This is a genomic window from bacterium SCSIO 12696 (assembly GCA_024397955.1).
Taxonomy (GTDB): domain Bacteria; phylum Pseudomonadota; class Gammaproteobacteria; order Pseudomonadales; family Porticoccaceae; genus SCSIO-12696.
Genome location: CP073744.1, coordinates 2,274,108 through 2,300,000, shown reverse-complemented (window position 1 = coordinate 2,300,000; position 25,893 = coordinate 2,274,108). Strand labels below are relative to the sequence as shown.

The window sequence follows — 25,893 nt, the reverse complement described above, 5'->3', positions numbered from 1 at the left end:
GCAGGGTGCAATTGTGGGCTTTATTAAGCTCAGCGAAATCCCAGGACTGCAGAATCATATAGCTGAACTCAGTAAAAGAGATGCCCTCACCTTCGCGCTCGATGCGCTGTTTAACGGATTCCTTCTTAACCATCTGGTTAACGGCAAAGTGCTTGCCGATATCCCGCAGAAAGTCCAGCACCCTGACCTCACCGGACCAATCCAGGTTATTCACCACAACCGCCGAATTATCACCGCACTCAAAATCGACAAAGGCACTGACTTGGGCACGCAACTTGTCTACCCAATTGGCGACCACATCTGGTGTATTGAGGTTGCGCTCTTCCGACTTGCCACTGGGGTCGCCCACCAAACCAGTGGCACCGCCCACCAAAGCTATGGGTTTGTGACCGGCCAACTGGAAGCGCGTCAATGTCAGCAGCGGCACCAAGCTACCTATATGTAGGCTGTCGGCGGTGGGGTCGAAGCCACAATACAGAGTGCGCGACTGATCCAGGTGTTCTTCCAGCTCTTTATCCGCTGTCATTTGGGCAATCAGCCCGCGGGCTCGTAAATCGGCGATTAGCTCCGCGCCGGTCATGGTCATGGCAACACTCACAAATATCAAAAGGCCAATGGAATAAAGGCCGCCACCTTACCCTATCCGGCAACAAAAACAAGGTCACAAATCGGCTCTATAGCTGGCAATATCAGCTCACAGTTTGACTTCACTTCTTTATGCAAGTCCCGGATTCTGTTATAAAAGCCGCCATGAAATCAGCATCTTCACCAAAACCGATGACCAGTCGGCGACGTCCAGGCCTGTGGCAAAGGCTGGTTAGCCCGGCGCTGCCTCGCGCCCACCTACTGGCAGCGACTGGCGTCACGATAGTCGTCGTCGCGGCTTTGGCGTTGATGCCCAGCGAGCCGGCATCCGCCAAACACAAGCTAACCGATGTTGAAAAAAGCGATGCTGTGGCGGTCAGCGACTTTGATGCCATCATTCAACCGCCGCCTGTTGAAGAGCCCGTTGTCGCCCTGCCCAGTAAACCCGCTTTAACCTGGAAAGAGATTACCGTTAAGTCTGGCGACAATCTCAGTACATTGTTTAAAAAGGCCTCCCTAAGCCCTCAGGACGTACATCGCTTTGTCAGTTCCAGCAAAAGCGCCAAACAACTCAAGCGCCTTATTCCTGGCCAAACCCTGTCGTTTGGCCTGAACCAAGATGGCCAGTTGGACACGTTGCGCTATCGAATATCACAGCTGGAATCTTGGCAATTTAAACATCAAGGCGATCAGTTTGAGGCTGAGCATATTGTTTTGGAGCCTCAAGTAACTGCCACTTACCGGGAAGCAGAGATCACCAGCTCCCTGTTTGTGGCGGCAGACAACGTGGGCATTCCCCACGACCTAATTATGGAGCTGGCGGGCATTTTTGGCTGGGATGTGGATTTTGCCCTGGATATTCGCAAGGGCGACCATTTTATGGTGCTTTACGAAGAGAAGTTTCTGGACGGCGCAAAAATAGGCAATGGCAACATCCTTGCCGCAGAATTCACCAACCAAGGCAAAACCTTTAAAGCAGTGCGCTTTGAAGACGCCAATGGCCACGCCAATTACTACACCCCGGAAGGCCTGAGCATGCGCAAAGCCTTCCTGCGCACACCGGTTAACTTTGCTCGAGTCAGCTCCGGCTTCAATATGCGCCGATTGCACCCGATCACCAAAAAAGTGAGGCCCCACCGAGGCATTGATTACGCTGCACCTACCGGTACCCCAATATATGCTTCTGGCGATGGCAAAGTGGTTAAAGCTGGCTACACCCGTGCCAATGGCAACTACGTGGTTATTCAGCACGGCCAAAGTTACAGCACCAAATACCTGCACCTGCACAAACGCAAGGTGAAACGCGGCCAAAGCGTGCGCCAAGGCCAAACCATCGGCACTGTAGGCGCTACCGGTCTGGCAACCGGCCCCCACCTGCACTACGAATTTCTGGTGAATGGGGTGCATCGCAACCCGCGTACCGTCAAACTGCCCCAGGCCAAACCCATCGCTGAAAAACACAAAGCGGAATTTCTGAAGCAAACCCAACCGCTAATCGCCAGCCTGGCCAAGCACCGCGACCAAAACCAGTTGGCACAACTGGGTAAGCCGAAAAAAAACGAAGGCTAACTGCTAATGACCTCCCCTTCTGCCGAGGCCACACAACTGTTTATTGGCCTGATGTCAGGCACCAGCGTGGACGCTGTAGACGCAGTACTGGTTGAACTCGGCGGCACACAGCCCAATACCATCGCCCACATTGAAAGTGACATCCCACCCGCTTTGCGCCGGGATATTCTGGCGTTATCAACCCCCGGGGACGATCACGTGGACTTGCTGGGCCACACCGACCACTGGATTGGCGAGCTGTTTGCCGCCACCGCCCAACAAATCATGGCCAAAGCTGGCGTTCAACCGGAACAGGTTACAGCCATTGGCAGCCACGGCCAGACAATCCGCCACCGGCCGCCAGAGCCCGGAGAAGCGCACCCGTTTACCCTGCAAATTGGCGACCCCAATATCATCGCCCAGCGTACCGGCGTTACCACCGTGGCAGACTTTCGTCGCCGGGATATGGCCGCGGGCGGCCACGGGGCACCACTGGCGCCAGCCTTGCACAACGCCCTGTTTCGCCACTCCCAACGCAACCGCGCGGTAGTTAATTTGGGGGGCATTGCCAATATTACCTGGCTACCAGCCGGGCAAGAGGCAGTAGGCTACGACACCGGCCCCGCCAATATGGTGATGGACGACTGGTGCCAGCTGCATCTACAACAGCCCTATGACAAAAACGGCCAATGGGCCGCCAGCGGCAAGGTGCAATTGGAACTGCTAAAGCGCTTTATGGCTCATCCCTACTTGCAGCGCCCCACCCCCAAAAGCACTGGGCGGGAAGACTTTAACCTGAGCTGGCTACAACGAATACTGGCAGAACTTGGCCGGGAATTATCGGCGCAAGACGTACAAGCCACCCTGCTGGAATTTACCGCGCGCACCGTAGCCGACGCCATTAAAGACTGCGGCAATGTCAACGAGGTATTTCTCTGTGGCGGCGGCGCATTTAATGGTCAACTCACAGCACGACTGGAAGCCATGCTGCACCCAGCCCAATTAGCGACTACCGCGATTCTGGGCATCGATCCCAAACAGGTGGAGTGCGTCGCTTTTGCCTGGATGGCAAAAAGAACACTGGAAAAGCTATCCGGAAATCTACCCGCAGTAACTGGCGCAAAAAGCGATGTGATATTGGGCGGCGTGTACTCTAGTTAGTAGCTATACAAAGCCCAGAACACCGCCAAAAAGCCCAAAAACAAACTTTGCAGTATCACCAATAATACCGGCCGCCAACCGATACCCGCCAACCCCTGAAACGACGTTTTGATTCCCAGGGCGACAATCGCAATCACAAAACACCATCGGGAAATCACCTCCATTCCAGCAGCCACTGGCTGTGGAATCCAGCCAAAGTTATTCACACAACAAAGCACCACAAAAACAATCAAAAACAGCGGCAGGCGCAAGCCACTGCGATCAGTGGCTGTTGCATTACCCGCATCTGCAGCATTACCTCGAAAATACCAAAAGAACATCCAGGCAATGGGTATCAACATGGCAACGCGCAGCATTTTGACCACCATGGCAGTGTGTCCCACCTCCGGGGAGATGCTGAAACTGGCACCAGCCACATGAGAAACATCATGAATAGACGCCCCCAGAATAAAGCCCGTAGCAGCGGGACTCAGTTGCAGTTGTTGCATCACAATGGGGTAACTAATCATCGCCACAGAGCCAATCACCGACACCATCACCACGGTTAAGCCAATGTAGCGTTCGGTCTGCTCATTTTTTGGCATTACCGTCGACAAGGTCATGGTGGCGGAAACCCCGCAAATGGCCACCGCACCGCCAGACAGCAAACCCAGATTGGTGGGCACCTTGAGCAAACGGGCCAACAGAGCGCCAAACATAATAGTGACTAGCGTGGAGGCGACGACCACTGCCACCCCCAATAAGCCCAGGCTGGAAATATCTTCAAACAGGATTCGTCCGCCCAATAGAGCCACACCGGTTTTAAGAATAACGTTGGCTGAAAAGTCGATACCGGCAGCGCTGGCTTTATCCGTCGCCAAAAAATTCACCGCCATCCCCAGCAGCAGAGCAAACAACATCACCGGGCCACCGTAGTGGTTTGCTATAAACGAGGCTGCTAAGGCAACAATCACGCAGATAAAAACGCCACGGATTAATGGGACTTCAACAGGTTTTTTTATAGGGCTTAAGGCTTTCATCATTCCGATTTTCACAACGGGTATAAGTTACAGGGCCACTGTTACAGCAACCCCATCTGTGCACTCACAATACTTTCAAATTCCAAACCCGCAAACGGCAGTATGGCGTCTGCAACCGGCTTTAGCTGGCGATCAATGTAGTGCTGATAATCGATAGGGCTGGTCAGGTATTCCACCGGTTCTGGCCCGTTAACGGTCATCACGTAATTGATCCAGCCTTTGCGCTGATAACGCAACGGCTTACCTTGCTGTTGATTTTTCTGGTCGGCCAAACGGGCAGCACGCACATGAGGCGGTACATTTTTCTGGTAGCGGTCGAGACGACGGCGCAAACGCTTGCGGTACACTAATTCTCCGTCGCATTTCCCCCGTAGAGTATCGTTTACCGTGCAACGAATCAGCTCGCAGGGATCAGCGTCGTGGAACAGCTTTTCAAACAGTTGCACCTGAAACTGTTTGGCCAGATCCGTCCAGTCGGTACGCACCGTTTCAAGGCCTTTAAAAACCAGCTTTTCGCCCTGATCGGTTTCGATCATGCCGGCGTAGCGTTTTTTACTGCCAGCCTCGGAGCCTCGAATAGTGGGCATTAAAAAACGGCTGAAGTGGGTTTCAAACTCTATTTCCAAATGGCAGTCCAGCCGGTGTTTTTCAGCCAACTCTGAGCGCCATTTTGTATTGATGGTATCGGCGAGCTTTTTGCCAACTTGTTGCGCGTGCTCGTTGCTGGAGCAGTGCTCCAACCACACAAAGGTGGAATCCGTATCCCCATAAATCACCCGATAGCCTTTTTCCTCTATCCACTGGGCGGTGGTTTGCATAATTTGGTGGCCGCGCAAGGTGATGGAGCTGGCCAGACGGGTGTCGTAAAAGCGGCAACCGCCGGAGCCGAGCACCCCGTAAAAAGAGTTCATCAGAATTTTTAACGCCTGGGATCTCGCCTGGTCACCTTCGGCTTTAGCCTGGTCCCGCTGCTGCCATAGGCTGGTAATGATGTCCGGCAAGTAATGTTTGTGGCGATGAAACCAGGCACCGCGAAAACCTTCAATCACTTGGTCAGCATCCTTTTCCGCCGCCAGCAAACCTTCCACCAACCCCCAAGGATCAACTTTGAAGGTGCGAATAATCGACGGGTACAGGCTTTTGAAATCCAGCACCAACACATGGCGATACAATCCAGGCTGGGAGTTCATCACATAACCGCCAGGGCTCGCCAAGCCGCCATCTGCGGGCAGGTTGGGAGCCACATAACCGGCGCGGTGCAGGCGCGGCAGGTAGAGGTTGGTAAACGCCGCTACCGAACCACCACTCCGGTCCAATTCCAGGCCAGTGAGTTGAGCGCGCAGCACCAAGTAATCCAGCAGGCGGGTGTACTCGAAAATATCCACCACCAGGCGAGCATCTTCCAGGTTGTAGGCTGCCAAAGCGGGTTTATCATGGTGAAAATTATGGCGAATCTCCGCCATACGATCGTCCACATCTTTGGCTTTCTTACCTCGGCCCAGCAGCTCCTGGGCCACGTTTTCCAGGGAAAAGCTGTTAAACAAATAAGTGGCCGAACGCAGCGCTTCAATACCGTCTACGGCGGCACGGCCGGGAATGTGTATGTACCCTTGGTTGCTGTCCCTCGCATCTCGCCAGCGGGACAAGGCGCCACCGCGGCCAATGGCAAATGCCACACCGCAGTGCTGTGCTCGGGCCAGCAAGGTGCGGAAGTCAAAATTCACCAGGTTCCAGCCAATAAATACGTCCGGGTCCAGCTGCTGAATGCGCTCCAGCAAGCCATTCAACAAAGCAGTTTCGTCCTGGTACCACTGCATTTGGACTCCCGGGCACGGCTGCGGCTCGCCAATCATCAAAACTTCCGATACCGGCTGGGCAGCACTGTTGCCGTAAAGGGCCACGGAAAACAGCTCGCCATCCATATCGCATTCGATATCCAGTGACAACACGCTCAGCTTTGGCTGGTAGTCTGCACTTTTGATCTGGCAGTTCTGGTACTCCACATAGCCAGCGCGCTGCACTGGCTTACCGGTAAAACACAAGCCACCGCAGATAAAGCGCTCCATCAGGTAGCGGTCTTGAAGGCGAAAGTCGGATTCCAACAGTTCCAGGCCCCGTTGTTGCAAGGCCCTTCTGGCGTTAAAAAAGTGTTGCAGACTGGCGCAGTAAACCGCAGAGACCGGTTTCTGGTGATAGGTTTTCAGGGGCAGTTGCTTGAGTTCTGCCATCACCTGGTTGTGCTGCAAAAGCAATGCAGCATCGCTGTGTTGGCTGGAATCAATAAAAAACAGGGGGCGTTGGTCGTTGCAACGAAGCAAGGCAGGGCCACGATCAGTGGCCACCCAGAGCTGAACCTGAGCCTTACCTGCAACATCAGAGCTGGCGCGGGTTATCAAAAAGCCTGATGCCGTTAGCGGCGGTGTATCAGTGCTGGAGACAGCACTCACTGGCTGTCGGCGGAAAAGTATTCGTAGTCTTCAGCTCTGCGCAGGCGACGCTCTTCCCGAGGGCCAAAGCGAACCGTTCCCACGAAGGACTGCAATGGTTTCTTTTTCGCGCCCTCTATCCTCAGACGATTGCGGCAGATGCGAATGTCCACCACCTTCTCTTCGGTAAGCTTTTTCGCCAGATCCACAATGCCCTGATACATCTCATAGTTTTCTTCAAGGAACACCAGAGCTTCAGGACCGTGAATGATGAACGTGACCGGCGGCTGCTCGGCGTTCAGTTGACCAGAGAGGTAAATTTCTTCCACCCGCTGGAGGGTCGCTTCCACCTCTTCGGGCTTATTCAGTTCCAGGCGAGCCAGGTAGCCGGGGGGCACTTCTTTTTGACTTTGCTCATCGATCAGCACACTGTCATCCACTGGGGGTTGCGCCCCCGCCATCAGCGGCAGAGACATCAACAGCAGCAGTGCACAGAGAGCAGACTTCATCACATTGCCCTACAGAGAAAAGGAAGCGCCACAACCACAAGTGGTGGATGCATTGGGGTTGGTAACCACAAAGCGCGAGCCAGCCAGACCCTCTTCGTAGTCCACCGTTGCACCGACCAGATACTGGTAGCTCAGTGCATCCACCAATACGGATATGCCACTTTGCTCAATCAAAGTATCGTCTTCGGCAACGTCGTCATCAAATGAGAAGCCATATTGAAACCCGGAGCAACCGCCACCGGTGACAAACACCCTCAGTTTTAACGCGTCATTGCCCTCTTCGCTGACCAGGTTTTTCACCTTAGTGACAGCGTTTTCCGTAACTTGCACCGTGGGGGGAACAAACGATTCGATCTCAGACATCTAATACCTACTGGTACTACCTATTCAACAGCCGGGCCGCCGGTTGTTAGCGGCACCAATGGTTAACTGTAGCAATTTCAGCACGCCACTCAAAGGGGTGCTGTGGCGCCACAAGCGCAATCTTTACAATTCTACACTTCTACCCGGGCAGACGCACCGTCTGCGTCCTCTGAATCCCTATCTCGAGAGGATTGCTCCTCCTTGGCCATACGGATAAAACTGCCGTTTACCTGGGCACCTTTCTCCACTTCGATCAGGCGGTAATGCACATTGCCATCCACAACCGCACGGGCGGCCAGCTCCAGATACTGGGTCACTTGCAAGTCGCCTTCCACCAGGCCATTGACCACCACCGCAGGCGCCTGAATTTCACCCTGCACCTGACCACTTTGCAGTACTCGCACCCGTGACTTGTCAGCGTCCATAGCAATCACATTGCCGATGACCTTGCCCTCAATCTCCAGATTGCCGTAAAAACGGATTTCCCCAGAAATTTCGGTGCCCTCAGCAATCAGCGTGGTGGCACCGTTATTGAAGTTATTTGCGGCTGATTTTTTATTTTTCACGTTGCTTGTTCTCCACAGCTTCGGCCTCCAGCGGCCATTGAAATTCTTGCTCCACGGTTTTCTTTGGCTGGCCTGAAGGCCACACCTGAACCAACACGTTTTGCGGCTCAAAACCATCGGGTAACTGCAATACGCCCTGATGAATGTAAAAGTAACGAAACTCCATTTGCAGTAAATCACCGGATTGCTCCGCATCCAGCTTGGCCAGCGAAAGGCTCTGGTCTTCACCGCCAGCACTACCCAACAGTTGCACTTTGGCAGTGACCTTTACGGTTTTTAGCTTACCCGCTCGCTGTTGCACAATCAGCTGGTATTCCAACTCACCGGAACTGTTTCGATACAGGTCAAAACCATTGATGATCAGGCCCTGAGCAACGCCTTCTTTTTGCAGCAAATTGCGATACAGCCTTAGCTCTTCACGACTCTCCGCCAGCTTGCCTTGTAGGTCAGACAGCTCCTTGCGTACCGTTTCCAGGGCGGTGCCATCCACTTGAGAATTGAGCTGAGCAGTGGCCAGCTGCTGCTTGAGGTCATCCACATCGTCTTGAAGGCGGTTGTATTCCCTTGCCAACTCACGCTTGTCCATCATTTCCAGGTCAAACCATTGACCGCCGAGCAATAAGCCCACAAACAGGCACAGCAGCGCTCCGGCGATGGCCAACAGCCACTTTTGTTGGCGACGTCGCGGATTGTAGGGGGTTACCACCAGGCGATCCTGGTCAGACATCACAATATCCAGCAGAATGAGCAATTAGGCGCGTATAATACAGGAAACAAACGGCCCCAACGCCCTATGTCAAAATCACCGACAACGGAAGAATCCACGCTTTGGCAGTATTTACGACGCCGGGTCGATGACTTCCGCTACCGCCTGGCGCACACCGATGCGCTGCCACAATTGGCCATTATGGGGTGCATCAGTGGCCTGTTAACGGGCCTGATCGCGGTACTGTTTCGGGCCTCATTTGAGCTTCCCCTCAAAGCCATGCTGGACAGCTCCGGTACAGAGGCGTTTGAACAACTGTCGACTCTGAGCCACTTCCTGATGCCCTTTTGTGGCATTTTGCTGGTGGGACTCATCTGCCATTTTGTAAAGCCACGGCGCCGGGATACCGGGGTTGCCCATGTGGTTAATCGAGTGCATCAGCACCAGGGCCGGCTGCCCAGTGGCAATGCATTGGTGCAGTTTGTGTGTGGTTCACTGCTGCTGTCCAGCGGCACACCGGTGGGCCGTGAAGGCCCGGCGGTGCACTTGGGGGCTGCTTGTGCCAGTGCTATTGGCCGGCAAATGAAAGTGCCCAACAACAACCTCCGCGTACTGGCTGGTTGCGGAGTCGCCGCCGCCATTGCCGCCTCGTTCAATACACCGCTGGCCGGGGTTATTTTTGCCATGGAAGTGGTGCTGATGGAGTACACCATCGCCGGGTTTATCCCCATCATTCTCGCTGCAGTGGGCGGCACAGTAGTGTCCCGGATTTTCTACGGCAACGACCCTGCATTTTTAGTACCCGCGCTGGAACTGGCCAACCTTTGGGAGCTGCCCTATCTGATTTTGTGTGCCTTGGTGATTGGCACCATTGCCGCAGGCATGCTGCGTTTCCATGTTCTGGGTATGCGCCTGCACAAGTATCCGATTTTGCTGCGCGCTGCCATTGCCGCTGTGGTTGTGGGTTGTGCCGGCGCTGCCCTGCCTCAGTTACTCGGCTTGGGGTACGACACCATCAGCAGTGCGCTGTTGGGGCAGCTCAGTATCGGCCTGTTAATCGCTATTGGGCTGTGCAAGTTGCTGGTGGCATCGACGGTAGTGAGCCTGGGATTACCGGGCGGGGTGATTTCCCCAACCCTGGTTTCCGGTGCTTGCATTGGCGGCGCACTGGGCATTGTCGGCTCCATGATCATGCCCATGGAGGCGTCCGCCGTTGGCCTGTACGCCATGGTGGGTATGGGTGCCATGATGGGCGCGGTACTCAACGCGCCCCTGGCAGCATTGTTGGCTCTGGTGGAGCTGACCTATAACCACAGTATTGTAATGCCCGCTATGCTGGCCATTGTGGTAGCGTCAATTACTGCTCGCTTGCTGTCCGGGCAACCAGGGCTGTTTTTGCAGGGCCGCGACCCCAACCGCTTTTCATCCCCGGTTTATCAGATGTTAAGCCGAGCGGGTGTTACCAGCTTGATGTGTCGCGAATACGCCACATGCAGCTATGTTATTTCCCGGCAGCAAGCCCGAGACATCCTCGCCGAGAAACCCGAATGCCTGGTGGTGGAAGACATTGGCGAGCCAAAATTACTGATACGCCCGGCGGATTTGGCCCATTTTCTGGAAGAACATGACGCCACCCTGTGGGAAGAGGATGCCGATATTCAGCTGGGGGAGATTCCTGGAGAGCATAGGGAACTCAAACCCATACACGCTCGCGCCACACTGCAGGAGGCCTTGCAGTTGATGCGCCAGACCAATGTGGAGGCAGTGTATGTCAGCCGCCCTCGCGTGGCGCCTCTGCAGTCAGAAGTTCAAGGGGTACTGACCCGCGAACAGGTCGAAAACTACTACCACTAACCCTTTCATGGGGATGATTTGAATCGATGAGCGCTTGGTTAGTTGAACACTTTTTGTGGGTCAAAGCATTTCACATTGTGGCGGTTATCTGCTGGATGGCAGCTATCTTCTATTTGCCGAGGCTGTTTGTGTACCACGCCAGCGCTGAAGACCGAGTTAGCCAGGAGCGTTTTAAAGTGATGGAGCGCAAGCTTTATCGAGGTATCGCCACGCCGTCCATGGTGGCGTCGGTGATACTGGGGATGCTGTTGCTGATGGCTATTCCCAGCTACATGAGCCAGGGCTGGATGCACCTCAAACTGGCACTGGTTGGGCTGCTACTGGCTTACCACGGAGGCTGCTATTACTTTCTCAAGCAGTTTCAAAAAGACAACTGCAACCTCAGCCACGTGTTCTTTCGCTGGTTTAACGAAGCGCCAGTACTGTTGCTGATAGGCATCGTCATCATGGTGGTGGTAAAACCGTTTTAGCCTTTGGGCAAACCTTCCAGATACTGGGAAATACCATTCAACAACATTTGGATAGACATCAGAATCAGCAGCATACCCATCAACCGCTCCACCGCCCGTAAACCGCGGTTGCCCAGTATTTTTAGCAACAGAGGCGCCGCCAATAACACCGCTGCCGTCAAACCCCAGGCGATAACCAGTGCCGTCGTCCACTCCCAAATGCGCTCCGGCTGATTGCTACTCAACAGCAACAACACCGCAATGGCAGAAGGCCCCGCCAGCATCGGCATAGCCAGCGGCACAATGAAAGGGTCTTCTACCGCACTCTCCTCTTCCCGAGCGGGTTGAGGAAACACCATTCGGATAGCGATGATAAACAGCAGTATTCCGCCGGCGATATTCAGAGTGGGTTGCTGCAGCCCCAGGAAACCCAGAATACTGTTACCGGCAAACAAGATACCGACCAGGATAACCAGTGCGATCAGCAGCTCGCGAATGATGATGCGACGCTTTTTGCTGTCATCGAAGCGCTTTAACAGCGACAGCACCAATGGAATCGCCCCCAGCGAATCCATGATGAAAAACAAGGTCGCGACAGTAGCGAATATATCTTGCCAGACAAAACTGCCCACAGATCAATACCTTTATTTCTAAAACCTTTGGTTCCAAAACCTTTCTTCTAAAAAACATCAGGCAGGTGCATCAATTTGAAAGCACCTGCCTGCGACCGCTCGTCGAGCCCCACAGCCTTAAAGTGGGGTTCTGCATCCAGATGAGGAAGTTACTCCCCTTGTGCCCAGTGCAGGGCCTCTGAAACCTGGTCTTCTTTATAAGCTTTTACCTCAGCGGCAAAAAAGTGCTCACTGATCTGGGGCAGGATGCCTTCCACACCCACATCACTGCACAGAGCAACACGTACCAGAGTTTGGTGACGGTTACCGTTAAAGCTCAACAGCCCGACCAGCTCGGCAAACTCCGACCACCAGGGGAAAAACTCCGCATGTATAACCAGGCCACTCAGATTCGGATGGCTGCCGAGGTACTCATTAATCTGGTCACGAGCCTCCAGCATATTCTTCTCGGAAATATGCTCCCCCAGCTCCAGCAGACAGACATCGATATCTTCAAACAGCGAACAGCTAATCATAGTGCAACCCTCGTTATCCAAACATCCAGCGTTAAAATGGTTATGAAGCGATGATTCTACATGGCTGACTACGAGGGTAAAGTGGGTTTTACTTACTCCAAGAGTGTTATTTTAGACAAACGGAGGGAATTGCCCGGTTTTTTTAGGAAAAATGCTAGTAAAAATTCCGCTGAGCTCATCTATAATCCCCCGCTTGGTAAAAGGCCGCTGAACGGCCCTGGTAACGGAGCAACACATGGCGATTGCAATACGCCCCTTAAACGATGAACAACGCAAACCCATTCCCACCGAGTTGGGCTTCGGCGGCGTTTTCTCAGATCATATGTTTACCCAAGAATACCGCGACGGTGCCTGGCACGACGCGGCTATTGGCCCCTACACCCCGTTTACCCTGGACCCGTCCTGTGCCGTGCTTCACTACGCACAGGAAATTTTTGAAGGTTTGAAGGCCTACCGCCGCCCAGACGGCAATATTAATCTGTTTCGCCCCTGGGACAACGCCAAGCGCTTCACCCGTTCTGCGGTACGCATGGCTATGGCACCTGTGGATGAGGCCGTATTCTTGGAATCCATCCGCGAACTGGTCAAATTGGACCACCAGTGGGTGCCTTCCGAAGCCGGCTCTTCCTACTACATTCGCCCCAGCTTGATCGCCACCCAGAATGCACTGGGGGTTATGCCCAGTAACCGCTACCTGCACTTTGTGATTGGTGGCCCAGTTGGCCCGTACTTCAAAGGTGGTTTTAACCCAGTGGGGGTTTATATCTCAGACACTTACCGCCGCGCGGTAAAAGGCGGTGTCGGCGACGCCAAAACCGGTGGCAACTACGCCGCCAGCCTGTTTGTGGGTCAGGAAGCCAGCGACAAGGGGTATTCCCAAGTGCTGTGGCTCGACGCCATTGAAGGTCGCTATGTGGAAGAAGTGGGCGCCATGAACATTATGTTTGTGTATGGCGACAAAATTATCACCCCCAAGCTCACCGGTAGCATTTTGCCGGGCATCACACGGTACTCGGTGCTGGAGATGGCCAACTCCTTAGGCTACGAGATCTCCGAAGAGCAGATTGACGTCAATGACGTGTTGGCAGACATCAAATCCGGCGCCATTACCGAAGTATTTGGCTGTGGTACTGCGGCGGTGATTGCGCCAGTGGGTAAATTCGGCATGGGTGACCAGGAGTACCTGATTAACAACAATCAGGCTGGCCCAGTGGCAAAACGGATTTACGATGAGTTAACCGGTATTCAGTACGGTCATATCGAAGATCGATTTGGTTGGACGGAAGTTATTGAAGTTGTCTAAACAAAAAAGCCGGGGTTTCCCCGGCTTTTTTATGGGCTTAAAGTATCAACTATTGCCTCTCAGCAATCCTTTCACACTTATCAGCCATAGCTTCCACACACTTTATTACCTCAGCCGCAAAGCGATATTCTGACTCGCTGAGTGTTTTCAGCGGCTCAATCTCGCCTCTGATACGTTTGACATATTGACGCAATGCCTCCGGGAATTGTCGCAGTGGCACCTGTTCAAATCCGTTTTGCGAGAGCGTGTAAAACCTCGGATAGCCAAAGTGCCAATCACAGGCTTCTTCAGCGCCACTTTCAAGCCAGAAATCGATGCGACCATCGCCATTGTAATCACCCAAGTTGGGCGCTGTACTGGATTGCAGCGTGACAAAACGCTGTTTATCCCGCCAGCGATAGATCGACAAATTCCAATTTTCGGCATCTCCCAAACCCACCTCATAGAAAGGTGTGGCCACCAAAAACACCTCATCGTTTGTAGTGACCACAGATGTGGTTAACGAAAACTCAAACTTTGGAAAATCCAGGCAATCATCTGTTTTTTCAGAGCAGATACGATAACCGTAGTTGCCGTTGTCATCGTCGTTTTGCCAGTATCGCGTTAAAACAAACGTGCCGTACTGCCTTTTGTGTGCTTCACTAAGGTACTTGTTCTCAACAGGCTCTACCTGATCCGAAAATGTATGGATCGCTATAGCGGACAACATCAATAAAACAAACGTCTTCATCAAACTCCCTTTAAGTACAATCACCCCATTTCAAGAGTGCGACCTTTATGGCTCACCTGCACATAACCGGTCGGTAGCGCGGCTCTAACGTACCGCCCTTGCAATCCCAGTCAACGCTATGCACCCTGCGACCAAACTCGATATCTTCGCCATTACTGGTGGCATTGTAGGTCAGCGTTCCCTGCAACCTAGCTTGGGTAAAGTGAATAACAATATCCGCATCGTCTTTTAACTCAACCCAATAGCGGTCATTGCTCACCTGTTGGAGATTCACATCGCGATCAAAATAGGTGCCTTCCAGAATATTCGATTCCACTGTCTGCCGAATAGGTTGAACCGCGGCCATGGCTTCTGCCACCTGCGCCCGAAAGGTGTAGTCCTGATAAGCGGGCAATGCAATAGCGGCCAAAATGCCGATAACCGGAATAATGGCAAAAAAACCGATCAACACACCTACCAGAGCTGACATGCCTTTTTTATGGCCATACTTTTCATTCCAGCTTTGGTCGCTGCTGCACCAAAAAACGATGGCTTCGATAAAACTGATTAGCCCCGGAATACCAGTCCAGCAAAACAACAAATAGAACAATCCCCACCATTGCCCCAGATAAAAGCGGTGAATGCCCAAGCCCCCAAGAAAAAATGCCAGCAACCCGGCAGCAACCTTGCTCTTGCCATTGGTTGATTGAACACCGCCACAATGAGGGCAGGTCGGTGCGGTTCGCGATATTTTTTGCCCACAATCCCGGCAAAAGACCAAATTATTCTGTAATTCGGCCTCTGGTGATGTGTAAGGGGAAGACGTATCCATTCCAGGTTCTCCGTATTTTTATGATTATGTAATAGCTGCTCAAAGTAGCGACATAGGCGAGAAAACTCAATTACCTCAAGTCCCTGAATACAGCCGCCCCTCTTCCCGAACGATCTCCGCAAAGCGCTGTAACGCCGGGCCAGCGTTGGTGCGATCAGCAAATACCATGCGAAGTGGCACATCTCGTGTGGAACCGCTGGCAATGGGCAGTTCCACCAGCTCCCCGGTATCCAGATAAGGCTGGGCCATGTGCATGGGCACAAAGGCGTACCCCAAACCGCCCAAAAGCAAGCGGATGGATTGGTGAAAATGACTTACTGTCCAGCGTTGCTCAGCGCCCAGCCAACCGGCATTGAGGCGCCGATGGGGGCCGGAATCCCGCACAACCAGTTGACGCTGCTGCTTCATGTCCGCCTCTTGCAGCGGCCGCTTCAGCAGCACCAACGGGTGCTGTGGATGTGCCACTGCAACAAACTGCATCTGACACACTGGCTCGGACAAAAACCCGGTGGGCAACATGCCGCCCAATGCCATGTCTGCACCGCCGTGGACAATGGCATCCTGGGTGCCAGACAGTGAACTCTCGATCAGTTCCACTCGGGTATGTTGGGTACCTGGGGAAAAGCGCTGCAGGATGGCCACCAGTAATTGCTGGGGAAATATCATATCCACTACGATGCGGATCTCTGACTCCCAACCGGACGCCAACACCTGAGCTGCCTGCTCCAGCGCTTGGGCATCGGACACCAGGGTGCGGGCGCGACGCACCACCAGCTCGCCAGCTTCAGTCAGTACTGCCCGGCGGCCCTGCAACTCAAACACCGCTACCTGCAGCTGCTCCTGCAAGCGCGCCATCGCGTAACTGACCGTCGACTGGCTTTTGAGGAGGCGATTGGCAGCGGCGGCAAAGCTACCGTACTCCACCACCGCCAACAACATACGCCACTGCTCCAGTGTGACTTTTGGGGTACATTCAGCGGGCATATATCTATAAATTCGATTTAATTGATCAAAATCTACCAGTTAAACAACAGTTAATTGGATGTAATCTTGCCATCATTGAGATTACAAACCAACCTTGGAGCAAATATCATGAACCACCTGCTATCACTGCAAAGCAGCTTGTTTGGCCCTGAGGGCACCTCAAACAAACTGAGCCAGCAATTTATTGAGCAATTGCAAAAACATCACCCAAGCTTGCAGATCACTCATCGTGATCTCAATGCAAGCGATATCCCCCACTTGAATGCAGAGCGTTTTAGCGGTTTCTCAGCCAAGCAAGAGGAGCGCAGCCCTGAACAACAACAGGCCGCCGAACTGTCGGACCAATTGATCCATGAATTACGCGCCAGCGACACCATTGTACTAGGGCTGCCCATGTACAACTTTGGCGTGCCCTCCACGTTAAAAGCCTGGTTCGACCACGTAGCCCGCGCCGGCGTAACATTCCAATACGGCGATAACGGCCCAGAGGGGCTGTTAAAGGGCAAGAAGCTTTATATTATTGCTACCCGCGGCGGCCAATACGCCGGCACCGATGCAGACACGCAAACTGAGTTCGTACGCCGCATTTTCAGCTTTGTGGGGATCACGGATATCGACTTTATTTACGCTGAAGGGCTTGCCATGAGTGACGTTCGAGAACAATCGCTGTCTCAGGCTGAAGCATTACTGAGCCGCAAAGCAGCGGCCTGATAAAAGGACTGGAGCATGACCCCGAATACCCTACAAAGCTATGGGCTGGTGGCGAAACTACTGCACTGGGTGATGGCACTGGCGATTTTTGGCCTGTTTGGGCTGGGCATTTACATGGTCGGGCTGGATTACTACGATCCGCTGTATCGTACCCTGCCCCACATCCACAAAAGTGTTGGCGTTCTGCTGTTCGTGCTGCTGCTGATACGTTGGGGTTGGCGCATGGGCAGCCGCCAGCCTCAGCCTATTGGCTCAACCAATGAGCAACGCGTCGCCCACTGGGCCCACCTCACCCTGTATGCCTTGATGGCACTGATTATGGTCAGCGGCTACTTGATTTCCACTGCCGACGGCCGCGCCATCGATGTATTTAACTGGTTTGCCGTACCCGCTACCCTCACGGATATCGACAACCAGGAAGATATCGCCGGCGATATCCATGAAATCCTTGCCTGGGTATTAATTGTCTTGGCGGCACTGCATGCCTTGGCAGCACTCAAGCACCATTTTATTGACAAAGACAACACTCTCAAACGCATGACTTTCTTTAAAGGAGATTCCAAATGACCATCGTGCGCACACTCACCGCTGGCCTCGCACTGGCCGCTACACTGCTGACCACCAACGTGGCCACTGCCCGTGATTACCAGTTCGATATTAAAGGTGCCCACGCCTTTATCCAGTTCCAGATCAAGCACCTAGGCTTTAGCTGGCTCAGCGGGCGCTTCAACAAATTTGACGGCAACTTCAGCTACGATCCAGACAACCCCAGCGCATCCACCGTAAATGTGGAAATTGATGTGGCCAGCATCGACAGCATGCACGCCGAGCGCGACAAGCACCTGCGCGGCAAAAAGTACCTGAATGTGGATGAATACCCAAAGGCCACCTTCAAAAGTACCTCCTTCACCGACAAAGGCGACGGCAAAGCCGAACTAAAGGGCAACCTGACTCTGCGCGGCGTTAGCAAAGAGATCGCCATTGATGTGGAGCACATAGGCTCTGGCAAATCCCCTTGGGGCTCTGCTCACCACGCAGGCTTTCGCGGCACTGTGGCGCTGAAGCTGGAAGACTTTGGCATGCGGTCCATGGGGCCAGGTGCCGAGCATGTCTACATGACATTGGATGTGGAGGGCATCAGCAAATAAATGCTGAGTTCATTAAAAAAGGGCGATGCCATTGGCATCGCCCTTTTTTCAGGATTCTGATCAGTCTTGCTGAAACTGAGTAGGGTCCACAAAGCTCAAGCGCAAGGTAATTTCGCCGGCTTTGCCCATATCTACAACCATCATCAATGCATTCATCTGGTCATTTTTGGTGACCGTACCAGCAAAACCAATCAACACACCACCTTGCTGATTGGTGCGCAAGCCAAGATCTGCTTTCAATCGCAGCGTGGTATTGATACGTTCCAACAAGCCTTTCAAGGCGGTGCGAAACACATCAAAATTAAAGCCAGGCCCCACAAACGCGCCGTAATCCAGAGTCAGTTTCAACTTTAGGGTGATCTTCTCGCCCACAGTGACGTTACCCAGCACTGGGGTGCCGCCTTTTTTGACCTCCGAAAACAGCTCTTTCGATTTGGGCTTCGGCAGCTTGAAAAACAGGTTATGCAGCAGGCCGTTACACAGGTTTAACAGCTCAGGAAAATTGGCCTTGGGCTGTTGCCCAGATGGCTGGGTGGAGGACTGTGTAGATTGTTCCGCTGCTGCGGCAGAGGTGTCGTTATCGGCCATATTGTGCAATATCCAGTTACTAAAACAGATGGGCAAGCCTGCCACGGTCGAGCCATTAAGGCAATCACTGCAATCGTGTTAGTATCCGCGCTCCAACCACACCAGCCCCATACTGAGCATCAGGAGTCACACCATGGCCAGCGAAACCAAAGCCTGCGGCATTGAGATCAAAAGCAACGAAGTATTGATCTGCCCGCTGGTAAAAAGTGGCGACTTGTTCACTATCCCCGACTTGCGCCAGCAACGGCTACAGATTCGCAACGCCGATGACCAACAACAGCTGCAAGCCTTTCAACGCACCTTTGCCAAACTGATGGGCGATTACGGCATCACTCAGGTGGTGATTCGCTCACGCCCACAAAAGGGCAAATTTGCCGGTGGCGCTGTAGGGTTCAAGCTGGAAGCAGCCATTCAATTGATTGACGGTTTACAAGTGTCACTGATTGCCAATACCGATATCAAAGAACAACTGAAGCACACCCCGTTGTTTATCGACTTTGCAGATACAGGACTGAAAAAATTTTTGGAGCCAGCATTTACCACAGTGTTTGCGTCATTAAGCCGCAAAAACTAATAACTATCCACAGGTTGTGCTTCTCAGCCAAGAATCAAACTCTGGGGACTTTACAAAATCCCCATAAAAGGGCTCTGACAAGAAATCTTCACGGGCAAATAGATACCCAAAGGCAGACTCCATGCCCTTAAAGAGGATAACCAAGGATTTATAGTCTTCTTGAGCCACATAAACACTCACTTCTGACCAATATATTTCTTCCAGAGCGGGCTCTATAGCTTTTGCTGCTCGGTAATAAGACAATGCAGCCTTATGGTCACCTGCCATCAACTGTACATTCCCTTTCAGAAAGGTAATAGCAGAATCTTTCACTCCAAGTGCCAATTCGAAGCTTTCCAAAGCTTGCATAGCCTTATCGAATTGCCCTAAATAAAAATAATGATCAATCAAGATAAATGCATATTTGGGGTTTTCACTCTTGTATTTCGCAAGAATTTTTAAAGCTTCTCTATATCGATTTTCATCGCCGGTTTCAGACGCTACACGATAATAAAAGTCAATAATCGAGTCGCTACTTCGAACCTCTTCAGTAGCTTGAGCATAAGCATCAAAAAATGGTTCTGATTTTTTTGTCCGCAAGTAATTTACCATCGTTTCGGAAATTTTATTGATAGCATTCCTCTGCCCAGTAAATACCAGAAATATCTCTTCAAAATTATTGTTGTTTAATTGCGAAAAGGCAAAAAACTCTCGAATCATGCCAGACCAGGTTTTACCAAGAGTATAAGAGTAATAATCAACAATCTGCAGTTTTCGATTTTTGTGATTTGGCTTTAGCACCCACTCGATATAGCTGTAACCCTTATCACCAAGATCAAATCGATAAAGTGCTTTGCTGATATTATTGGCACTGTGCACACGCAATCGTTTTTGGGAACCACCAGACAAACCATCCAGCATTACTTTTACAGAACCTTTGGTATTACTTAAAAAGCCTTGCTTTAGTGCTTGTCTCGTTGAATATGGAAGACCTTTTATTCTGAGTAAGGCCTCGTCTACCAATGACTCAAAATGGATCAACTCCTCCAATTTATCTACTTGACCCTGTTGGATAATCGAATCTATGCTATCAAGGAACTGGCTAACTTCATCAGCATCTTCCGCCTTTAAAGAATTAAATAAAGTACAAAGAATAAATATCGGTATCTGAACCAAAAGAAATCTATTTTTCATCGAAACCCGTTCCCATGTAGCCAAACCACTAAAATTGTTGTATTCAACAAGCGCAAACTTGTCAGAGGCTAATCGACATTAGCTCAAAGATTCGGATAGCCATATAGCGAAATTGAGCTAATACTGGCAACCAATTATTTTGTTATTTTCTCCAGATCACTAATTAACTGCACTGCCTGATCACGGTTTTCTCCGCATATATCAGGTTCCGGCAGAAATTCACGACACACCTGTGGATATTCTTTCGTACCCCATATTCGACAACGATTGTTATTCGTGTCCAAGTTTACACAGACTACACCAGCAGGCTTACCATTGGGCATACCGGGAATCGGGTTATTAATAGAAGGCGCAATACAACAAGCACCGCAATTAGGGCGACAATTCATAGTATGGCTCTGTTATAACCGCCCTTGCCTGCGCAGTCTGCGATTTACTTGCCAGTGGTAACAGCTACTTACCAACTGGCGAATACCGGGTATGCCAATTAACCAACCCAGAGGCCGGAGCCGGGGCACTTTTTGCATCAACACCCGGTAGGCATCGATCTCGCTGAGGATTTGATCATCGACACGAATGTGCAACTCGGTCAACGCTTTGTCGGGGTCGATACCCAACTCACGCAGTTCCTGCTCTCGCCCAGTGATATCAAACCAATGAAGATTGTCAGCAGCACTACCCGCCATTTTTTGGTAGCTATCCCGATCCCGGACGCAGGTGGGGCAAGCACCATCGTAGTAGACAGTAACCTTATGGCCATTGCTATTCATCCACTAACTCTCGTCTGAATTCGCCGTTAGCCAAATAATGAATCACTTGCTCAATCACTTTCTTGTTGCGCATCATAAAAGTGTGGGTCACAGGCAGCTGGATATGATCGGTCATGCCATCAACTCGAGTGCTGGCCACAGACACTTTGCCATCATTCGGGCTGGGCAAAAAGGTCGATAGAATCGGATTCACCGAACGAGTGCCGGCAATCACCCCCAGGTCGCAACACACCTCACCCAGTGTGTTGGGCACACTGTTGTCAGAAGTGGCCAATTGCAAACCCGCCTCACCATTAGCCCATTTAAAGCCTGGCAAACCAGACAGCTTATCCACCACTTCGCTGCCACCATTAGGCGATGCCAACATAACTACCCTACCCAGGTTAGCAATAGGGTGATAGCGCAGATATTGTCGCACCAGAATACCGCCCATTGAATGGGTCACAAAATGCACCGTGGCACTGGCCGGGCACTGTTGCAGCCCGGCTTGAATAGCCCGCGTAGCAAGTTCCTCAATGGAAAAGTGGCGGGATGGGTAACCGATATTTACAACCCGATAGCCCGCTTTTGTCAGCGCTTTTTGCACCGGCACCATGGAGCGGCGGGTGCGACCCAAGCCATGCAGCAAGATAGCGCAGTTATCGGCCACAATCAGGGCTCCACAACTTCCTGCAAGCGGTAAAGGCGGCCTTGGGAGTCGCGATAGATATCACTCCGCTCCGGGTCTGACACCAAAGTGATTGTTTGAAGTGCCGGTGTCGCTTTCGCCAGCCGCGCCAACAAGGGCATAACCAGTGTCTGCACAAGCGCGGTGATGGCCACGGCAGCCAGAGCACGAAAATACCCCTCAGAATCCAGCTCCGCCCAAACCAACAGATTGAGCATTCCTGCCAGCCCAATCAAGGTAATACCCGAAAGTGACTGAAACCAGCGATGCCGGGGCTGCAAGGTAGGCAGCAATAACAAAAACAAATGGGCCATCGTGGCAGCGCAGATAATGGCCGTGACGGTGGTCTGCCAGAATACTTTGCTATCCACTTCCACCCAGATGCCCAACAGGCTCATCAATCCCGCCACCACTGCACAGCCAACCCCCGACAACCCGGTAACGCGATAACCGTGGCGCTCCATGGCAGCGGCGCAAGACAGTGCACACACGTTGGCTGCAGATACCACCAAAGTAGAAAGCAGTATCTTCAATTCCAATTCACCGAAACGCCCCACCAGCACCATGGCCACCGCCAGCACACCGGTGAGCGCAAGAAAGCCGATAAAGCACTTCAGGGAAAGTTTGCGCAGCTCGGTACTATTCACTGTCCGCCTCCAATGCCACAGCCAACGCCTTGGCGGCGGCAAAATCGGTTTTCCCGGAACCCAGTTTCGGAACCTCTGCGACCGGGTAAATCTTCGCGGGCATCATCAGTGAATTGATACCTGCATCCAGAAGGCTCTGGCGCACATTGCTGGCCTGATATTCTCCGGCGATCAGCAGTACCACTCTCTCACCTTTTTTGGCGTCCGGCAGATTTACCGCCACCAACTCCAGTTCTGGCTGCCTCAGTGCCTCGCGCACGGCTTGTTCCACCGCACCCAGGCTGACCATTTCGCCCCCTAGTTTGGCAAAGCGGGAGTAACGGTCGACGATAGTGAGGAATCCGTCGCTGTCGATATGACCTTTGTCACCGGTTTTGTACCAGCGAATACCGTCAATTTCGGCAAGGGCTTCTGCGGTTTTTTCCGGTTCGTCCAAGTAACCCAGCATCACCTGGCCACCGCCGACCAATACCAGCCCCTGTTCACCAGCAGGCAGTATTTCCAGGGTTTGCGGGTCCACCACTCGAAAACTGGTACCTGGCAATGGCATACCCACCGTGCCCGCTTTGCTGCCCAGTTGCACCCGGAAGTCGTTGGGGTCGAGGCGATCCGGCACATTAACGCTGGCCACCGGCGAGGTTTCGGTAGCGCCGTAGCCTTCGTAGATTTCCTTGTTGAATTTCAGCTTAAAGGCCTCGCGTACATCCGGGCTCAGCTTCTCAGCACCAGCCACCACCAGGCGCAGTGATTCCAGCATCAGCGGTTTCACCCGGTTATTGCAGGTGTACAGGCGCAGGAAGGTGGCGGTGCCACAGAAAATGGTGGCGCGGTAGCGGGCGATGGCCTTGCCGATATTGACCGCATCGGTAGGGTCCGGGTGGAACACCACCGGCAGGCCTTCAATCAGCGGCAGGAATTGAGTCACCGACAAGCCAAAAGCGTGAAACGGCGGCAAGGTGCCCATAATCACGTCGCCATCTTCCACATTCAGCACCTCGGTCATTTGCTTGACGTTGGTGAGAATATTGCGGTGGCTCAGCACCACCCCTTTCGGTGTGCCTTCACTGCCACTGGAAAACAAAATCGCGGCCGGATCGTCCACGTCGCGGCGGGCGCAGAACAAGCGTTTAAGCAGACGTCCGGGTAACAGCACCACCAATAACAACCAACCCACAAACTCCTGTTTTCCAATGCCCTCTTTCATATCCTCCAGGTAATGCACCTGCACATCCGCCAGCAGTGGGTCGAGATCAACCCCCTTGCTGCGCAACTTGGCGACGAACTTCCTGGAGCTGTAAACCGTGTTCACCCCGGCTTTTTGCAAGGCGGCCTTTTGCGCCTGCACCGGAGCGGTGAAATTGATATTCACCAGGGTTTTGCCCAACAACAACGCGGCCATATTGGCAATGGCGGTGCCACTGGTGGAGGGCAGCAAAAAGCCCACATTTTGCTCTTTGGCCTGGCGTTTGATGCGCCGGGAAAAGGCAATGGCCGCCGCCAACATCCGGTAGTTCGACAGGCTGGCACCGGTGGAATCCGCCGCACACATTTCCGAACCGTTGCGTTTTACGGTGTCAATCCAACTGTTGGGCAGCGAACACAGGGACTTGGTGTAGCTGTCCCATGAGTGGATGGAAAGGTCGAATACTTTGCGCTTCAGCGCTTCGGCAGTGGTGTCGCTGGGCAGCGGTTTGCCAAAGGCCACCATGATATCCCGCAGCAGGCCGCGCCCGGTCATGGCCGCCAAGCGGTCACTGGACCGAGAGAAGCGACTGCCCCACAGGCCGCGCAAGTAGAACGGTACAATCACCGAGTTGGTATCCGCAGCAGCGGTTTCAAAGCCCCGCTGAAACTCCGCCAAATTGCCGGTGCGACTGATCACCCCTTCCGGAAACAGGCACACCACTTCGCCCTGATTCAACAATTCGGTAATACGTTTCATGGCAGCTTTGGTACTGCTGCCACCAATGGGAATGGCACCCATCAAATCCAGAAACCACTTCAGATACCAGCGCTGGTAAAAGTCTTTGTACATTACAAAGCGCACCGGGCGTGGTGAGGCAATCTGTACAATGGCCCAGTCGATCCAGCTGATGTGATTGCCCAGCAGCAGAACACCACCGCGGCCCGGCAGGTTAGTAAGCCCTTGCACACGCAGTTTGTAACGGCGACCGATAATCAACGCCGCCACGTAGCGGGCAAACGCCTGTGGCAGCTTGCACAGAGTCCACACCACACCGCCGCAGGCCACCAAAGCCACAAAGTAGAACAGGGTTTCGGTACCGGCACCGGCGGCAGACACCAGGGCGGTAATGATCAAAACCGCCAACATACCGATGTTCTGCACCCAGTTGTTGCCTGCCAGAATACGGCCCAGCTCGTGTTTGTCGGCGTGGAACTGCACCAGAGAATTCAATGGCACCACTACGAAACCGCCGCCAATACCCAGAATCACAAAGTTGATCATGGCACCGGTAATACTTTCTAGCCCCGGAATGCGCAGCAGGGTAATGGCCATAATCAGGGCACCCACTGGCAAGGTACCGGTTTCGATGTATGAGCGGGAAGCGCGCCCGGCAATCAGAGAACCCAACATAATGCCAATGCCGGAGCAGGCCACTGCGCCCTGAATCAGTGCGGTTTTGGTCACCCCCATTTGCTCTTTGGCGAAGGCAGGGAAAGCGGCCACCAGCACTTGGCCAATGCACCAGAAAATGGCCAGGCCAACAATGGAACGCCAGATAACGCGGCGGTGAGTGATGGTGTGCACGGTGCTTTTAAGCATTTTGCCACGGCGATAATCCGCCCACTGGAACACCATATCCCGCTTGCCCCGCTCCACCGTGGGCAAGCGCAGGCACAAAAGGTACTCGACAATGGACAGTGCCACCAACGCCCAACCCAACGGCGCGATCAAACGCAGGATATCCCCTTCCGAGGAAAAGCCCTGGCCATCCAGACGACCGTCAAACAACACCGAAAAGAAAATGGTGCCACCGAGGATGCCGATAATGGAAATGGCCTGAATAGCCCCATTACCACGCCCCAGCTGCTCCTTACCCACCAGCTCCTTGATGTAGCCGAACTTGGCAGGGGAGTAAAACGCACTCTGTACCGCCAGCAGGAACGTCAACCCAAACGCCGGCCAGAACCAGCCCATGTAATAGCACAAAGTGATCAATAAGGTAATCCCGATAGCCGCTGCCGCTGACAATTGCAGCACACGGGTTTTGGCAAACTTATCGGAGAGAAAGCCCGCAGGGGTCATTAGCAAGATATAGGGCAATAGAATCAAGGAATTGACGATGGCGGTCAGCACCACCTGCTCCGAACCGTCGTACATTTTGAATACGGTGTTCTGCACCATAATCTTATGGCCCAAGTCCACAAAGGCGTTGAGAAATACCACCACCATGTAGGGCAGAAAGCCGGTTATCCGGTGTAGCGCTGTCAT

The 25,893-nt window shown here is 52.9% G+C and carries 27 protein-coding genes (1 of these 27 cut by a window edge); 9 read left to right on the top strand and 18 right to left on the bottom strand.

What is annotated here, in order from left to right:
• Positions 1 to 580 carry the 5' end (the start) of a tyrosine--tRNA ligase gene (gene tyrS / locus KFE80_10645; GenBank protein ID UTW46701.1) on the bottom strand. It extends 695 nt beyond the left edge of the window, so the window shows 580 of its 1,275 coding nt (coding positions 1-580); it begins with the start codon at positions 578 to 580; its stop codon lies beyond the left edge, outside the window.
• A gap of 197 nt (positions 581 to 777) precedes the next feature.
• On the opposite strand from tyrS, the gene KFE80_10640 reads away from it, so the two are divergent.
• Complete coding sequence (locus KFE80_10640) at positions 778 to 2,154, top strand: peptidoglycan DD-metalloendopeptidase family protein (protein UTW46700.1); 1,377 nt, start codon at positions 778 to 780, stop codon at positions 2,152 to 2,154.
• Between the two features lie 6 nt (positions 2,155 to 2,160).
• On the top strand, positions 2,161 to 3,294 hold the full coding sequence (locus tag KFE80_10635) for an anhydro-N-acetylmuramic acid kinase (protein ID UTW44842.1): 1,134 nt from the start codon (positions 2,161 to 2,163) through the stop codon (positions 3,292 to 3,294).
• Here KFE80_10635 and KFE80_10630 read toward each other — a convergent pair.
• From KFE80_10630 to KFE80_10610, 5 genes are all read right to left on the bottom strand, one after another.
• Entirely contained in the window at positions 3,291 to 4,316 is a 1,026-nt protein-coding gene (locus tag KFE80_10630) for a putative sulfate exporter family transporter (protein UTW44841.1), read from the bottom strand. The genes KFE80_10635 and KFE80_10630 overlap by 4 nt on opposite strands.
• Positions 4,317 to 4,354: 38 nt before the next feature.
• Entirely contained in the window at positions 4,355 to 6,760 is a 2,406-nt protein-coding gene (locus KFE80_10625) for a DNA polymerase II (protein UTW44840.1), read from the bottom strand.
• Complete coding sequence (locus KFE80_10620) at positions 6,757 to 7,248, bottom strand: acyl-CoA transferase (GenBank protein ID UTW44839.1); 492 nt, start codon at positions 7,246 to 7,248, stop codon at positions 6,757 to 6,759. Before KFE80_10620 ends, KFE80_10625 begins: the two co-directional genes overlap by 4 nt.
• A 9-nt stretch (positions 7,249 to 7,257) precedes the next feature.
• A complete protein-coding gene (gene erpA / locus KFE80_10615; GenBank protein ID UTW44838.1) occupies positions 7,258 to 7,611 on the bottom strand; it encodes an iron-sulfur cluster insertion protein ErpA in 354 nt (117 codons plus the stop codon).
• Positions 7,612 to 7,742: 131 nt separating this feature from the next.
• Positions 7,743 to 8,294, bottom strand: a complete 552-nt coding sequence (locus tag KFE80_10610) for a polymer-forming cytoskeletal protein (protein UTW44837.1) — start codon at positions 8,292 to 8,294, stop codon at positions 7,743 to 7,745.
• A 676-nt stretch (positions 8,295 to 8,970) separates the two neighbouring features.
• Between KFE80_10610 and KFE80_10605 the strand changes: the two genes are divergently transcribed.
• Both KFE80_10605 and hemJ read left to right on the top strand, forming a co-directional pair.
• Entirely contained in the window at positions 8,971 to 10,737 is a 1,767-nt protein-coding gene (locus tag KFE80_10605; protein UTW44836.1) for a chloride channel protein, read from the top strand.
• A gap of 26 nt (positions 10,738 to 10,763) precedes the next feature.
• Positions 10,764 to 11,207, top strand: coding sequence for a protoporphyrinogen oxidase HemJ (gene hemJ, locus KFE80_10600; GenBank protein ID UTW44835.1), 444 nt, complete (start codon positions 10,764 to 10,766; stop codon positions 11,205 to 11,207).
• On the opposite strand, the gene KFE80_10595 is transcribed toward hemJ, so the two are convergent.
• Positions 11,204 to 11,761 (bottom strand): NAAT family transporter, encoded by a 558-nt coding sequence (locus KFE80_10595; protein UTW46699.1) that lies wholly within the window; start codon positions 11,759 to 11,761, stop codon positions 11,204 to 11,206. The two genes, hemJ and KFE80_10595, sit on opposite strands and share 4 nt — an antisense overlap.
• Before the next feature lie 206 nt (positions 11,762 to 11,967).
• The gene (locus tag KFE80_10590; GenBank protein ID UTW44834.1) at positions 11,968 to 12,333 is read right to left on the bottom strand and encodes an STAS/SEC14 domain-containing protein; all 366 of its coding nucleotides are present in this window, start codon (positions 12,331 to 12,333) and stop codon (positions 11,968 to 11,970) included.
• 235 nt (positions 12,334 to 12,568) lie between these two features.
• On the opposite strand from KFE80_10590, the gene KFE80_10585 reads away from it, so the two are divergent.
• Complete coding sequence (locus KFE80_10585) at positions 12,569 to 13,636, top strand: branched-chain amino acid aminotransferase (GenBank protein UTW44833.1); 1,068 nt, start codon at positions 12,569 to 12,571, stop codon at positions 13,634 to 13,636.
• A 49-nt stretch (positions 13,637 to 13,685) separates the two neighbouring features.
• On the opposite strand, the gene KFE80_10580 is transcribed toward KFE80_10585, so the two are convergent.
• The 3 genes from KFE80_10580 to KFE80_10570 form a co-directional block, all read right to left on the bottom strand.
• The gene (locus KFE80_10580; GenBank protein UTW44832.1) at positions 13,686 to 14,366 is read right to left on the bottom strand and encodes a hypothetical protein; all 681 of its coding nucleotides are present in this window, start codon (positions 14,364 to 14,366) and stop codon (positions 13,686 to 13,688) included.
• A 52-nt stretch (positions 14,367 to 14,418) separates the two neighbouring features.
• Complete coding sequence (locus tag KFE80_10575; protein UTW44831.1) at positions 14,419 to 15,177, bottom strand: NINE protein; 759 nt, start codon at positions 15,175 to 15,177, stop codon at positions 14,419 to 14,421.
• A gap of 75 nt (positions 15,178 to 15,252) precedes the next feature.
• Positions 15,253 to 16,161 (bottom strand): LysR family transcriptional regulator, encoded by a 909-nt coding sequence (locus tag KFE80_10570; protein UTW44830.1) that lies wholly within the window; start codon positions 16,159 to 16,161, stop codon positions 15,253 to 15,255.
• A gap of 108 nt (positions 16,162 to 16,269) precedes the next feature.
• On the opposite strand from KFE80_10570, the gene KFE80_10565 reads away from it, so the two are divergent.
• From KFE80_10565 to KFE80_10555, 3 genes are read left to right on the top strand one after another with little or no spacing between them, the layout of a single operon-like run.
• On the top strand, positions 16,270 to 16,872 hold the full coding sequence (locus KFE80_10565; protein UTW44829.1) for an NAD(P)H-dependent oxidoreductase: 603 nt from the start codon (positions 16,270 to 16,272) through the stop codon (positions 16,870 to 16,872).
• Between the two features lie 15 nt (positions 16,873 to 16,887).
• On the top strand, positions 16,888 to 17,439 hold the full coding sequence (locus KFE80_10560) for a cytochrome b (GenBank protein UTW44828.1): 552 nt from the start codon (positions 16,888 to 16,890) through the stop codon (positions 17,437 to 17,439).
• Positions 17,436 to 18,020 (top strand): YceI family protein, encoded by a 585-nt coding sequence (locus KFE80_10555; protein UTW44827.1) that lies wholly within the window; start codon positions 17,436 to 17,438, stop codon positions 18,018 to 18,020. Before KFE80_10560 ends, KFE80_10555 begins: the two co-directional genes overlap by 4 nt.
• A 60-nt stretch (positions 18,021 to 18,080) precedes the next feature.
• On the opposite strand, the gene KFE80_10550 is transcribed toward KFE80_10555, so the two are convergent.
• Positions 18,081 to 18,608, bottom strand: coding sequence for a hypothetical protein (locus tag KFE80_10550; GenBank protein ID UTW44826.1), 528 nt, complete (start codon positions 18,606 to 18,608; stop codon positions 18,081 to 18,083).
• 133 nt (positions 18,609 to 18,741) lie between these two features.
• Between KFE80_10550 and KFE80_10545 the strand changes: the two genes are divergently transcribed.
• On the top strand, positions 18,742 to 19,182 hold the full coding sequence (locus KFE80_10545) for a DUF3010 family protein (protein ID UTW44825.1): 441 nt from the start codon (positions 18,742 to 18,744) through the stop codon (positions 19,180 to 19,182).
• 3 nt (positions 19,183 to 19,185) lie between these two features.
• On the opposite strand, the gene KFE80_10540 is transcribed toward KFE80_10545, so the two are convergent.
• The 6 genes from KFE80_10540 to KFE80_10515 form a co-directional block, all read right to left on the bottom strand.
• Complete coding sequence (locus KFE80_10540; protein ID UTW44824.1) at positions 19,186 to 20,355, bottom strand: hypothetical protein; 1,170 nt, start codon at positions 20,353 to 20,355, stop codon at positions 19,186 to 19,188.
• Between the two features lie 134 nt (positions 20,356 to 20,489).
• On the bottom strand, positions 20,490 to 20,744 hold the full coding sequence (locus KFE80_10535) for a YkgJ family cysteine cluster protein (GenBank protein ID UTW44823.1): 255 nt from the start codon (positions 20,742 to 20,744) through the stop codon (positions 20,490 to 20,492).
• A gap of 12 nt (positions 20,745 to 20,756) precedes the next feature.
• A complete protein-coding gene (locus KFE80_10530) occupies positions 20,757 to 21,125 on the bottom strand; it encodes a DUF393 domain-containing protein (protein ID UTW44822.1) in 369 nt (122 codons plus the stop codon).
• On the bottom strand, positions 21,118 to 21,780 hold the full coding sequence (locus tag KFE80_10525; GenBank protein UTW46698.1) for an alpha/beta hydrolase: 663 nt from the start codon (positions 21,778 to 21,780) through the stop codon (positions 21,118 to 21,120). The genes KFE80_10530 and KFE80_10525 overlap by 8 nt, the downstream gene beginning before the upstream one ends.
• Positions 21,777 to 22,439, bottom strand: a complete 663-nt coding sequence (locus tag KFE80_10520) for a hypothetical protein (protein UTW44821.1) — start codon at positions 22,437 to 22,439, stop codon at positions 21,777 to 21,779. The genes KFE80_10525 and KFE80_10520 overlap by 4 nt, the downstream gene beginning before the upstream one ends.
• Positions 22,432 to 25,893, bottom strand: a complete 3,462-nt coding sequence (locus KFE80_10515) for an acyl-[ACP]--phospholipid O-acyltransferase (protein UTW44820.1) — start codon at positions 25,891 to 25,893, stop codon at positions 22,432 to 22,434. The genes KFE80_10520 and KFE80_10515 overlap by 8 nt, the downstream gene beginning before the upstream one ends.